This window comes from Paenibacillus ihumii (assembly GCF_001403875.1).
In the GTDB taxonomy this organism is placed as follows: Bacteria; Bacillota; Bacilli; order Paenibacillales; family Paenibacillaceae; genus Fontibacillus; species Fontibacillus ihumii.
The window spans coordinates 141,610-155,328 of the sequence record NZ_LN884295.1; the positions used below are offsets into that span (position 1 = coordinate 141,610).

Sequence of the window (13,719 nt, forward strand, 5' to 3'; positions counted from 1 at the left end):
GTTACTGATTCAGGATAGCACTGACTTCATTAGCTGCATCATCGAGCTGTTTTTGGATCGATGCTTCATTGTAAGTTCCAGAAACACCCGCTACAATGTCCCAAATATTTCCGAAGTATTTTACAAGAGCTGTCTCACAAGGTCCCCATTGAGGAATAGAAGGATAAGACATCCCGTAATTCGTAGCCTCAACCAATGCTTTATAATTCGGGTCGGATGCCAGCGACTCCATCACCGATCTTTTGCCCGGCAGCTGGCCGGACAATTGAGAATAAGTCAGCTGTGCTTCATCACTGGACAAGTACTTAATGATATCCCATGCCGCTTCTTTGTGCTTGGAGCCTTTAAAGATCGTCAAGTGGCTGCCGCCAATAAATGTAGATGGACCTGCAGGACCCGCTGGAAGCGCAGCTACGCCGTAATTTTGGGCTGCGGTTTTTCCGCCTACGCCTCCGTCTTCCTCAGGAGTTGCAAAGTTTTTGATCATCCAGGCGCCGCTCACCATGACTGCCGTTTTACCGTCCGAGAAGTCGCTCTCGATCTGGGATGAGTTCTTCTCGAGGGAAGCCTTCTCCACCAGTCCTTCATTGGCCAGGCCGGTGTAGTACATGACTCCTTCTAGAGCGGTTTGATCATTGAATGTTACCTTGGTATTGTCTTCATTAAATACGCTGCCGCCCGCAGCCCAAATCCATGGGAAAATATTGTGCGGAACGTTCCAGTCGTTTTTGCCGGGTACGCCGAAGGCGGTCATTTTCTGGTCTTCGATCTCGATTCCATTCAATTTGCTCAACGTCTGCTTAAAGGTATCCCAATCCTTAAACGCAGTTGCCGGATCTAACCCCGCTTTATCAAGGGCATCCTTGCGATAGAAGAGAGCCCGGGCGTCCACAAACCACGGTACACCATACACCTCGGAGCTCCCGTCGATCATCGTTGTTTTCCAGCTGGCAGGAAGGTAATTGGCTTGTCCCCCCAATTCCTCAACACGATCCGTCAAATCTTCGATCCCATTCATTGCCGCAATGGCAGGCACCCAAGTAGTGCCCAATTGCAGGATGTCAGGACCTTGACCGCTCGTTGCAGCCGTGGTGATCTTCGTCCATGCTGAACCCCAGTCGAGAACCGTGACGTTCAATTTAACGTTTGGATTCTGATCCAGATAAGGCTTCATGGCGGTCATGAAATCTTTATCTGGCTTCGGACTGTTCGGCATAATCCAGGCGGTCAGCGTCACTTCTTCTTGCGGAGCGCCTGTCGTTGAATTGTTCGCATTCTTGTCCGTTTGATTTCCTGAGCTGCTGCTGCCTTTGCTGCCCCCGCAAGCCGATAAGATCATGCTCATCATGACGATGATGGTCAAAAGGACTAGGCTGATCCGTTTCTTACTCATTGTTGTCCCCCCGTTTTTCTTTCATTAAAATTAGATGCGTACGCAGTTGCCTGCGCTGTATTTTTATTGTAAAAAGAATCCGCGGGAACCAAAATAACTCGATTTAAACATTACTATGTTTTTATTGACCACCTTTTCTGGGGTTCACTTCAACGGATAGAATGACTAATAAAGAAACAATTAATATGCAAAAAAATAAACGAGCTTCTCTAAATTAAAGGCATTCTATCCCTGCCTTCAACCGGAGAAGCTCATACATACGCTAATATATTATAATTGTTCTCGAAATTCATTTGGGGTCATGCCATATTCTTCTCGAAATAATTTGCTGAAATACGCAGCATTTTTGAAGCCCATATGCTCGGAAATTTCGTAAATCTTCAGGGAGTTGTTTTTGAGCATTTCAACCGCCTTCAGCATGCGCTGCTTTTGGATATATTCGCTTATTCCTTCTCCCGTTTCTGTTTTATATAGCCGGGACAAATACACGGGATGAAGATAGACCGCATCCGCTATCGTTTGCAGGGATGCCGTGCTCAAGTTTCGGTCGATGTATTCTCTTATTTTTAAGGTCATTTTTTCTCTAGAGCTTCTCTGCTCTGCCTGGTCGCTGCGCTGAATTTTATCCAGCATGTAAAACGCCCACTCCGAAAATTGCTGGACAGAATAAACAGACCGGTCCAGAACAGTTGTATTTCCGACCAGGTCGCTTAGCAATCGATTATGTTTGTGTGCATAATAATAGAACGAACCCACCACTACAGTATAAGCTTCCCGGACATGCTCCTCCGACAAGTTCCCCGCTTGCTTCATATCCTGAATAACCTTCTCTAGCTTTTCCCGAAATTCCCCCCATCTGCGGTTTTCAAGCAGATGCTGCAGCGTAGGTGTTTCGTACAAGCGATACAAGGGCTGTTGTACACAAGCTGCTTCGGGAAGCTGGCCAGACAGGAAGCAGCCCGACTCATTTGCCAGCCTGCTGCGGATTTGCTCCGTGATATAACTGTACAGTGTGCTAATGTCTTCGGGAAATCTCCCCCACTTGCTTACAATAATGGAGACGACCCGTTTCAAGTACAATCCGATATTACGTTGAAGCTGCATCGCCAGCGAATCGAATTTCTTAGTTTCATCCACCATTTCGTTATCATCTCTGCCGGATTTGTTCCGGACAAGCAGAACCAGGAGGCCATTGGCATCCTTACAGGGCCATAAGTCATGAGAATCTCCCAACATCTCCACAGCGATATTCATGATGGCATATTCCACTAAGTAAAAATCCCGCTCATTAAATTCCGGCAGGCTTTCCTCCATGCGAATGACCATAATGCAAATTTCATCTCCTAAATGAAAAGGAAGCTCATACAAGTCCAAGAGATAGATCAAGGAATCTCCCTTCAGCCTGCCCATTAACATTTCATTCAGAAGCTTATCCTTCAGGATCGGCAAGCTTTCCTTCAGGGTATCGACAACACGTGTTTGGGAGACAACCTCCTGCCATTCCATCTTGATCTTGTGTACCAGCCTGCTGATCACAGCAATAAGGTCCTCATCGGAAACGGGCTTGAGCAAATAGTCGGACACGCCATATTTGATGGCTTGCTTGGCGTAGGCAAACTCTGCGTGGCCCGAGAGCAGCACGCTTTTCACGTGCCGATACTGCCGGCAGATCTCTGCAACTAGTTCAATGCCTGTCATTCGGGGCATATTAATGTCTGCAATCACAATATCAACCGCATGCTCCGACAGAATCAACAACGCATCTTTTGCAGAATATGCCTTGTACACCGTCATGATTTCGAGCTGCTCCCAATCGATCGTCACAGCCAGTGTATCCACGATCGTCGGTTCATCATCAACAATCAGCAAACTTAACATCTGGTTCCTCCTGCTGTTTAGTCATGCAACGGATCGATACCCTTAACCCTCCCAAGCCGGAACGATCGAATTCCAGCCCCGAACCTGGAGCATACAGGTTCATAACTCTCTGACAGGTATTCCACAAGCCGCAGCCTGTTTCGGGGGTAAGCGGAAGGCTCATTTTTTCGCGAAGCCTCTCAAGGTTGTCCGGCTCCAGACCATCCCCAGAATCTTCGACTGAGATAACAAATCCTCCCGATATGAAGAAGCCTTGGATTCTAATTTTCCCTTCTTGATCACTCTTTTCGATGCCATGAATAATAGCGTTTTCAACTAAGGGCTGGATAAACAGCCGGGGGATCGATACCTCCATAAGATCCTCAGAAATATGCACCTCGTAGCTCATCGGTTTGCGGAAGCAATGAATGTTCAGATAATTCCTTAAGAAATTGACCTCCTCTCGAACCGTAGTCAGCGGATTTTCAAGACGGGTCGTATATCGGTAGTATTCTCCCAGATTGAGTGCCATAGCTACGACTTGCTCATCCTCGCCCAATTTGGCCATATTTTTAATATAAAACAGACAATTGTATAGAAAGTGGGGGTTGATTTGCGATTGCAGCTGCTTCAGTTCAGCTTCCTTTAATCGGAGCTTCTCCTCGTACACCTTTTCAATGAGCTCCTGAATGCGCTCCGCCATGTCATTAAAGCCGGAGAACACATCTTGAAACTCATCCCGGTGCTTGGCTTTCAAACGCGAAGAAAAATTGCCGGACCGGATATCCTGCAGCTTCATGACCAGCTCGTTGATGGGGTACTGTATCTGCCTGTATATCAGAGCAGTAATAATCACGCCAATCGCCAGCATCGCAATAATTCCAAGTATGAAAAATTGGCTGCTTTCCTTCACTGGCAAGACGACTTTCTCAAGCGGCACCAAATCGATCATAACCCAATCCAGACTCCCCACAGGAGCATAATTAAGGAGCAGGCGATGCTCCTTGAAGTTCAGTATCCGGTTGCCTGGTTCTTCCAAGGAATTCCAGTCCAGCTGCTCTTTCCATTCCCCCAAATCCGAGGGTGGATTCCCGATGAAGCCGAATTTCGGATGATACAGCATGGTGTGCCGGTTCGAATTTTGCTGGAATTTATTGATCATATCGTGAATATAGGTATCTGAAAACCGGGCAATGATGGCATATCCAGGAGCTAATCGAACCATAGTAAAATAATTCTCGCTATTGCCCTGGCCTGGTTCGTAATTCCATAACCCTTTGCTAAGATCCACCTTCGGAATGGAAGCAAGCTCCTCATAGACTACGTCTGGCCGGGTAGAGATGACCTCTTCTTTTGATTTTAGAAATACGCTGATTTCCATAGGCCAGTTGGAGGATACACTCTGCAGCTTAATTCTTTCATACATATTGGATCGAAGCATATTAAAATCAAACAGATCTTCAGGCGCTGTCGTGTTTATGTATTGTTTCATGATGGAGTCTTCCTCTAACTGCAGCAAGTTAGCGGCCAAATTATTTACCTGGTTGTCCAACTGAACTAGAAAGAATCGCAATTGCTCGTAATATGAGTTTTGAATATCACTTTCGATCACATGGATGCTCACTCTATACGAGCGGCCGTTTAGCGCGACCGCAATGCTCAATAACACGAACAGTACGATCGAAAATTTTAACGACAACGTAAACTTGAATTTCTTTCTTCCCCTTTTCGATCCCATCATCATCACCTAGAGTCATTATACTAGTATAAAGTTGTAGATGGCGATCAGGAAAAAACAACATCGGATAACAAGTTGAGAAAAGTACAACTAAGTTAAATTTTAGATATAGTTCATTCCCTAGAAGCCCCTTATTCTTGAAAAAATAGCAAACAATCCGGAACAGGAGTGCCCTGCCCGGATTGTTTGCTAATTAATTACTAGTGTATCTTACCCAATCATAGTAAGCGTATAGCGGATTAGCTCCATTGTACGATCCGAGCCAACTGTCTACTCCAGTGCCATTCCAAATATTCATCATGATTTTGCCGGGGGTTTTAGGAATATTCTTAGTTGCCCTATGCTTTGCAACACCGTCAACATACCACGTTATGGAGTCAGGCTGCCAATCGAAGGCATAGGTATGATAGCTTTGAGATGCGTCGAAGCCCAAATCAATGACCTTTTCATTTCCTCCAACACCGTTAGTAAAATAATTGAATTGTACTTTTGTCGTATCCTTGCCTAAAAATTCGATATCAATTTCATCCCATGGTGTTCCGTCGGTTGGCCCCGTGTAAGTAAAAAAGGAAGAAACGATGCCCACATTTTTTGCCGGCTTCATACTTACCTCGTACAACCCATATCCGGCTTTGAATTTGCTGCGATACTCCGCACAATCGAATTTATTATAGGAAGGGCTTGTAAGTGCGAGACGCAGCTTGCCATCATTTGTAAACGTTGCATTGTTAGCCCGCCAGGTACAGTTGAACATGTTGCCGTTAGAATACCCGTTGGCCATTTCCCAGGTCTGTGAATTATAGTACGTCATGGGTTCCCAAAACACAGTAGCACCCTTCGCAGTGATCGCCAATGAAGTCAACAGAAGAAGCGAAGAGCAAAGCGCAATCCACCATTTCTTCTTCACATTTCTCACCTCTTGGTTCATATTTTCCCTGCTTGCCTCTTTTGGTCCCAATATCCTCCTTTCCCCGGAAATGCTCATAAAGTCATGATGCAACCTAATCTTATTGCCATTTGCCATAGAATTCCATAACAGGAAATTAACTTTAGCATCAATTTTTCAAACTTTTTAAGAGAGCTGGAGCAGGCAAAATTGAAAACTGGCAAGAGGATATAAAAAACCAAGTGAAATCAAGGATTAAAATTGACAAATTTGCTTTACTTCCCGTCAATTTTCAGGAGCACCGCCTCACGGGCTGCCTTCGTGAGCGTGCCGAGCACCAATTCATAGGAATGGTCAATCATCTGTTCCAAGTCCTCCATAGGAAGACTGCCGTCTGCAATAACCGTGTTCCAATGTGTTTTGTTCAGGTGGTATCCAGGGCGAACACATTCATGCTGCTCCCTTAGATTTGCCGCAATCACAGGGTCGCATTTCAGCGAAATGTGCACCTCTTTGTCATCGCCAACCTCGGTAAGCAGCGCAAACATTTTGCCTCCTACCTTCATCACCAGCGGGTCTGGACCGAACGGATAATCCTGAACGGCTCCTTTCTTGGATAAGCAGTAAGCGGTTAATTGGTCGTACATGGTATCACCCTTTATATGAGATATATTAACTAGCCCATTGTTACATTAATTCCTAATAGGATAATAAGGTGATTATTTACAAAGTAGTATAAATACTCTCCGTATACTTAGTAATAGCTTCATCGTAATCTGGATACTTATACCCAAGACTTTCTGACACAGCTTTTGAGTATTTTCTAAATAGCTCATAACAAGTTAATAAGGACTTCCACATTTCCTGATACCCATTCTCAGAATAGGTTGAAAGGAGTTCTTCCCAATCTTCATTTGAGAGGTAACGTTCTATAAACTTATAGTTCTTCCCAATGCTCAAGTTGTATCCTTGCTCTAAGCCGATTTTCCAAGCCATCATTCTCAATAAATTTGGTCTTGCTATCTCGTTTAAGTGGTCAATAGCAAATAGTATTTCTTTTCTCGCTAATCCTTTTACCACGTATGTTGAAACCATCCAGAACTCATTACAACAATCATCGAATTCCCTAGCAGTCGGCTTTTTAATCCAATATTGACGATCATTTGCGATCACTTCGTATTTAATCAGATTATCCTTATCAAGCAACACCTTAACTAAACCATCGCTATTGGTAAAATAATCATCTATTTCATTCATTGGTATAAGCGTTAAGTCTAATTTATTTCCATCCTCAAATAGGATTATATACGAAAACCAATTACCTAATTCTGATGGAAAAAGCTCCATATCTTCGGGTTTTTGCATCATAACTGGCTTCCCAAATATTTGAAGCCACTGATCATTCTCCTTGAAAGAATGAATATCCGTTACAAAATAAGAGATGTCATAATCTTGGAATGTATCAGGGGGGATATTTTTATTTGTACGTGACCCCTCCAAAGTGACCAATCGAATTCTATTATCATTTTTAGCGAAATCGATAAGGGTACTCATCATTTCATGTTCACTTCTCAATACGTAATCCTCCGTTCCAACCGTCATGATCATACATTTCTAATTCGACGTTGTAATCTCTTCCTCCTTGCTGTCTAAGTAACGGAACCAAGCATAACCTTACTCAAAAAAAAGATCACAGGCGAAAAGCCCGTGATTGAAGGTTGCCGTCCTAATCGGTGCAAAGGGTATGATTTAAGCCGTTTCGATTTTTACAGCCAACGCTTGCGCTTCAATGCATAAAGCGGCTGCTTTAAAGGCATGCTCCTGCGTCATCGCGTTTTCCGTCCCGTTAAGAATATCCGAAATAAACTCGCCGAAATAAGGGTATCCCACCTTGCCGGAACAGTCGAAGTGACGCTCGCCTTCATGGTTGACTAAATACAAATGATTGCCGGACGCTTCCCGGGCGATATCGATGTATTTTCGGATTTCAATATACCCGTCGGTGCCTAATATAAAGGTTCTTCCATCGCCCCACGTGCCTAGTCCATCGGGTGTCAGCCAATCCACGCGAAAATAGAACGTGGCCCCATTATCTGCGACCAGCGTAGCATCGCCGAAATCCTCGAACTTCGGATAATTCTTAAAATTGTAATTGGCTACTTTACTGTGCAGCACTTTAGCGTCCTTGGCGCCGGTATAGGATAAAAATTGCTCAATTTGATGGGAACCGATATCGCATAAAATGCCGCCGTAATAGGCGGGATCAAAAAACCAGTCCGGCCGGGCCTTGACATTGGCGCGATGCGGTCCCGTGCCGATCACTTGAACGACACGGCCAATGGCGCCCTCCTCAATCAACTGGCCGGCAAACACAGCGCTTTCCACATGCAGGCGTTCGCCGTAATAAATGCCCCATTTAAGTCCGGTCTCTTTCGTTTTCAGACGTGCCTGATCTACCTGCTCCAATGTGGTAAAGGCCGGTTTATCGACAAAATAATGTTTGCCATGCTCCAACGCTCTAAGCCCCAGAGCACCACGCTCAGAGGGAATGCAGGCGCCGGCAATCAGTTTGATTTGCGGATCGTTTAGAATCTCCTCCTCGGACTGTGCCGCTATCGCCTGGGGAAAAGTATTTACGAACCGCTTCACCTTCTCCGGGTCCGGGTCATAAACCGCCACGAGTTCGGCACCTGCCTCTGTGAGACCGTTGCACATCCCATAAATATGTCCATGATCCAAGCCGATAGCTGCAAACCGAAACTCTCCCTGGCCAACTACGGGATTGGGCTTTCCTTTTGGCGCGTAGTTCATGCCGTCCTGTTTATTTGTCATTGTGTCTGCTCCTTTCGGATTCTCAAGCATTGCCACCCGACGTAATCGTATTGTCGCTAAAGTTCTCGATACTGGTTTTCTTGTCATAGAAATAGGTTGCGTTCTCCAGAATACCCTGACGCGAATAAAAAGGACTATCCGATCCCAGCGGCAGCTTGACCGTCTGTCCGGTGCTTGCGGATTGATAAATCGCCGTAATGAGCTCCAGCGTCCGTCTGCCTTGAATACCGTCTGCCAATACAGGCGTGTTCTGTTCAATAGCTTTCAGGACATCGAGAATCTGTCCGCGATGGCCTTCATAGGGAAGATCGGCTTGCTCATCATAGATCTTCTGTATGCGGGCCTCCAATACCTTGTCCTCCTCCGGAAAACCGTTCGATTTAGAAATGGAAGCCGCCACTTTCCAGGGGGCAGATACACGCGCGTGCTTTCCTTGGAAAATCAGTTGCTGCTCCTGGCCATGATGCACCACGGAGCTGGTGATTTGAGCCAACGCACCGTTATCATAACGGGCTATCGCAATCGAGATATCCTCCACCTCGGCATTGTCGTGCGATGTATTGCTCATGACCGCGGTAACTTCGGCAGGCATGCCGTTCATCCATTGGAAAATATCGATATGATGCACGGCATGATTTAACGTGCAGCCGCCTCCTTCCTTTTCCCAGGTGCCCCGCCACCATAAATCATAATAACAATGGCCCCGCCACCAATAAGAATCGATCTGTGCGTGTACAACCGGGCCGATTAATTTCGTGTCCAGCACATGCTTCAACTTCATCATAGGCGTAGTAAACCGGTTTTGCGCCACGACAGATAAAATTTTACCGCTTCGCTCCGCTGCCTCATTGATGGCATCGCATTCTTCCAGCGAGGAAGCCATTGGCTTCTCCACGATGACATGCTTGCCACCATTCAAAAAGGCGATGGCCGTTTCCGCGTGAGTATACGGAGGCGTACACACGGACACCAGATCGATGTCGCTGCGCTGGAAGAGTTCCTTGTAGTCGGTGTACACGGCCGCTTCCAGTTTAAACTCTTCTATTCTTAACTTGGCCTTATCCGGGTAAATGTCACAGATGGCCACGATTTTGCATTGCTCCGGAAATTGTAAATACGCTTGGATATGCGCCGGGGAAATGGCGCCGGCCCCGATGATGGCTACATTTAACAATAGATTCCACTCCTTTAGGCTCAGGTGTAAATCGGGCCTCCCACTCGAAAGGCCCGACCAATTCATAAGTTACTGTTTGTAGAACTCATCGTATGCCGCCATTTTGCCTTCCATGACAGCTGTTCCGCCCATAGCCATGTATTCTCCAACTTTCTGTTGGTAGACCTTATCGAATTGATCCGGTTTAGCCGTCACAATCTTGGCCAGCATTTCCTTTTCGAAATCCTCCAGGATTTTGGCATATTTGATCTCGGCATCGACCGGAATGTCTACCCGAGGCAAGGTATACCCGTCGTTATTACCCGCTTGGATACTTTTAACGGTGAAATCTTTGAAATTGGCGTCAAAGGCGTTGGCTTCGATGTTTTTGTTCGAGTCTTCCGTTGAAATGTATTTACCGTTGAGAATAATGCAGTAATCATAGTAGTTGTACAGCAGGTTTTGGGCTTCCGGCGTATCCAGCAGGACAGGCAGTCCGTCTGCAGTCATCTCGTACGATTTGCCTTCCTCTCCGTTTTGAAGTACCAGAATATTTTCAGGATCCGCCATCCAATTCAGGTACTTGATCGCTGCAACCGCATTTTTGCTCGTAGCCGGAACCATTATATAGGCACCGTTTGGTTCATAAACGGGCTTCGGATGTTTCCCATCAGGTGTAGAGAAAGGATCGATGGCCTCAAGCACAGCGTCTGGATTATTCGCTTTCAAGTTGGCATAGTAGCCGTTATAGACCGGTTCGTTTGTATTTGGCGTGCCTGCGCCTGCAATGCTGTTGACGACTTGCTGGGCGAAAGCTTGGCTGAAGTCATCGCTGAGCGCGAAGTCCGGATCGATTAGTCCCTCATTGTACATCTGGTTTAACAGCTGGTAGCCTTCCTTACTACCCGGCTGCAGCCATCTTGGAACCGCATACAAATCTTTGTCGGTAATTTCGTCCCACTTCCAGAAGGAATTCACCAAAGGCATCATATGGAACACATCGATATAACCGTAAGGAATCACTTTGCCTCCCGTATTGCCCGGATCCTTCTCTTTAAAGGCACGCATCGTGTTTACAAATTCCTCTGTCGTTTGAGGGATCGGCAGATTTAATTGATCCAGCCAGTCCTTGCGGATAAAAGTTGTCGTTTGAGCCTGAATTACGCGAAGCGCGGGGATGACATATTGTTTCCCTTCAAAGACGCCGTAAGGCAAGGATGGTTCCAATACTTTCTTCAGATTGGGGCCATGCTCATCAATGAGTGGGCCTAAATCGGTCAGACCGCCGCTTTTCACATAGTTCTGTACGGTCGGCTTGTTATACGTGAACACAATATCCGGTGCGGAGCCCGATGCCATCAGTACGTTCAGCTTATCCACTTCTTCCGCGCGCGGAACCGTAACAAACTCTACGTCAATGTTGTTGGGGTCGCCGAAATTCTTCTGAATGTACTGCGTCATAAAGTTATTCGTAATTGGCGGTTCGCCAGCCGGCGTATTGTTTCTGTCGAACAGTTCTACGGTGAGCTTAATCCGTTCCCCTTTAGCTTCCTTGGACGGATCGGCGGCACTACTGCCATTCCCTTCTTGGCTTGCTCCATCTCCCCCGCTGCCGCAACCTGCCAACACCAATGTCATACTCATGACCAAAGCCAGCAGAGCAAACAGGGGTGAGCGATATGGGTTTCGCATGCTATTGCCTCCCTTTTCATTGTTTATATATAGTGACCTTCAGGGCAGCCGTCGCTAGACTTCTGCCGAAGAGCAGCTATTCAATTCATTCCGGCCTTAGCAGGGCTATCCCTTGACAGCCCCTGTAAGCATCCCGGAAATAAAATACTTCTGCAGCCAAGGATAGACCAGCAAAATCGGCAAGGTGGCAAACATAATACTGGCCGACTGGATGCCTTGCGGAATCGGGGTCGCTGCGTTGAAGCCTTCCTGCGCCGTAGCATCGTTCACTTGGCTATTGATCACCATCTGATAAAGCTTTAACTGGAGCGGGTAAAAGTCTTTGTCACTGATATAGAACAAAGCATCCTGGAACATATTCCATCGATCCACGGCGGAATATAATCCAATGGTTGCCAGAATCGGCAGCTGCAGCGGAAGGACGATCCGAAGCAGGAATCGAAAATGACCGCAGCCGTCAATCCAGGCTGAGTCCTCCAGCTCATTGGGCATTCCGGTAAAAGAAGTCCTCATAATAATCAACAAAAAGGCGTTGATCATCAGCGGGAGAATGAGCGACATAGGTGAATCCAACAGTCTCAGTTCCTTTATAAGCAAGTAATTGGGGATAATCCCTGGGTTGAAGAACATCGTGACGATAATTAGGCCAAACATAATATTTCTGCCTTTAAAATTTCTGCGGCTTAAAGCGTAGGCCGCCATGATGGTCATCGCCAAAGCGACTGCCGTATATGTGGCGACCAGGATGACCGTAATAACAAGAGAACGCATCATGGATGCATTTCCGAAGACCGCGGAATAGGAATGAAAGTTCCATTCCACGGGCCATAGGAACACTTCACCCGACATAATAGCCCTGTTGCCGCTGAAGGATAAGGCAAAGATATGGATCATCGGCACGACGCAAAATAATGAAAAAATGCCAATAAGCACGATGATGACGATATCAATGACTTTTTCAAAAGAATTCCTGATCACGTACGTCCCTCCCTTAGAAGATTCCTTGATTGTTGACTTTTCTGGAAATCAGTTCAGCCGTAAGCAGCAGGACCAGCCCGACGACCGACTGGAATAATCCAACGGCAGCCGCAAGCGCAAATTGCGCGGACTGGATGCCGACCGTGTATACATAAGTGCTAATGACCTGGGCTACATCCATCACATACCCGTTCTGCAAAGCATAAGGCTGTTCAAAGCTGATGTCCGCCATGCGCCCGATTTGGATAATGAACAACACGACAATGGTCGGTTTAATCCCGGGAAGCGCAATATGCCAAATCTTTCTCATTCGGCTGGCTCCGTCCACTTCTGCAGCTTCGTACAATTCCTTATTAATTCCTGTAAGCGCTGCCAAATATAAAATCGTTCCCCATCCTGCATAATGCCACACTCCGGCTCCCGTATAAGTTAGAATCCACATGATCGTATTCTCGAGAAACGGAATGGGCTGTCCGCCAAGACTTTTTATAAATTCATTCACGCTGCCCGTGTGGGTAGCCAGCAATTGAATAGCCATCCCGCCGACAATGACCCAGGAGATAAAGTGAGGCAAATACAAGAGAGTTTGGCTCAAGCGCTTATACCAGTTAATGCGCAGCTCATTAAGCATAAGCGCCAAGATGATCGGAATCGGGAATGTCAGCAAAGAAATCACATTTAACATTAAAGTATTGCGAAGCGCTTTATAAAACTGCGGCATCGCGAAGATCTCCCGAAAGACGTCTAGTCCAACCCACTCGCTCGCCCATATGCCTTTAAAAATGTTGTAGTCCTTAAAAGCGACCACGACCCCCAGCATGGGGATGTACTTGAATGTAATAAAGAATGTCATGGGCAATACCATCAGGAGATACAACGGCCATTGCCGTTTAAAGCCGGTTATGGCATTCCGTCGTTTGACGGGAAGTTCTGTACCTGACCGGCGCATCTCTGTTTGCATAGGCGTCATCCTTTCCGCTGAAGTCTGTTGTTTGCTTGGAGCTAACTATACAACAGAGAATTTCCCCTGCGAAATTCTCAATTATTTTGGGGCACACACCTTTTTTTGCGGCCCATTCACCTTTTTTATATGCCTATCTATTTTTTGTCATGGCAGACCAGCTGCCGAAATTTCAGGCACAAAAAAAGAAGCGCCTCGAGAGAATGCATGCGTCATGCATATCCCCAAA

General features: G+C 46.3%; 11 protein-coding genes. All 11 read right to left on the reverse strand.

Annotation, left to right across the window (positions count from 1 at the left end; genetic code table 11):
• Position 1: 1 nt before the first annotated feature.
• A complete protein-coding gene (locus tag BN2762_RS01625) occupies positions 2–1,393 on the reverse strand; it encodes a sugar ABC transporter substrate-binding protein (RefSeq protein ID WP_055105311.1) in 1,392 nt (463 codons plus the stop codon).
• Between the two features lie 270 nt (positions 1,394–1,663).
• Entirely contained in the window at positions 1,664–3,271 is a 1,608-nt protein-coding gene (locus tag BN2762_RS01630; RefSeq protein ID WP_055105312.1) for a response regulator transcription factor, read from the reverse strand.
• Positions 3,249–4,742 carry a sensor histidine kinase gene (locus BN2762_RS01635; protein ID WP_187386458.1) on the reverse strand — a complete coding sequence of 498 codons (1,494 nt, stop codon included), beginning with the start codon at positions 4,740–4,742 and terminating at the stop codon, positions 3,249–3,251. Before BN2762_RS01635 ends, BN2762_RS01630 begins: the two co-directional genes overlap by 23 nt.
• Positions 4,743–5,181: 439 nt before the next feature.
• Complete coding sequence (bglS, locus tag BN2762_RS01640) at positions 5,182–5,916, reverse strand: beta-glucanase (RefSeq protein ID WP_148499852.1); 735 nt, start codon at positions 5,914–5,916, stop codon at positions 5,182–5,184.
• 233 nt (positions 5,917–6,149) lie between these two features.
• Complete coding sequence (locus tag BN2762_RS01645; protein ID WP_055105314.1) at positions 6,150–6,521, reverse strand: MmcQ/YjbR family DNA-binding protein; 372 nt, start codon at positions 6,519–6,521, stop codon at positions 6,150–6,152.
• A 76-nt stretch (positions 6,522–6,597) separates the two neighbouring features.
• Positions 6,598–7,449 carry an aminoglycoside 6-adenylyltransferase gene (ant(6), locus tag BN2762_RS01650; protein ID WP_055105363.1) on the reverse strand — a complete coding sequence of 284 codons (852 nt, stop codon included), beginning with the start codon at positions 7,447–7,449 and terminating at the stop codon, positions 6,598–6,600.
• A gap of 174 nt (positions 7,450–7,623) precedes the next feature.
• On the reverse strand, positions 7,624–8,706 hold the full coding sequence (locus BN2762_RS01655) for a Gfo/Idh/MocA family protein (RefSeq protein WP_055105315.1): 1,083 nt from the start codon (positions 8,704–8,706) through the stop codon (positions 7,624–7,626).
• Between the two features lie 22 nt (positions 8,707–8,728).
• A complete protein-coding gene (locus BN2762_RS01660) occupies positions 8,729–9,880 on the reverse strand; it encodes a Gfo/Idh/MocA family protein (RefSeq protein WP_055105316.1) in 1,152 nt (383 codons plus the stop codon).
• 69 nt (positions 9,881–9,949) lie between these two features.
• Entirely contained in the window at positions 9,950–11,551 is a 1,602-nt protein-coding gene (locus BN2762_RS01665; RefSeq protein ID WP_055105317.1) for an extracellular solute-binding protein, read from the reverse strand.
• Positions 11,552–11,656: 105 nt separating this feature from the next.
• Positions 11,657–12,529, reverse strand: coding sequence for a carbohydrate ABC transporter permease (locus tag BN2762_RS01670; RefSeq protein WP_055105318.1), 873 nt, complete (start codon positions 12,527–12,529; stop codon positions 11,657–11,659).
• Positions 12,530–12,542: 13 nt separating this feature from the next.
• Complete coding sequence (locus BN2762_RS01675; RefSeq protein ID WP_055105319.1) at positions 12,543–13,490, reverse strand: ABC transporter permease; 948 nt, start codon at positions 13,488–13,490, stop codon at positions 12,543–12,545.
• Positions 13,491–13,719: the final 229 nt, after the last annotated feature.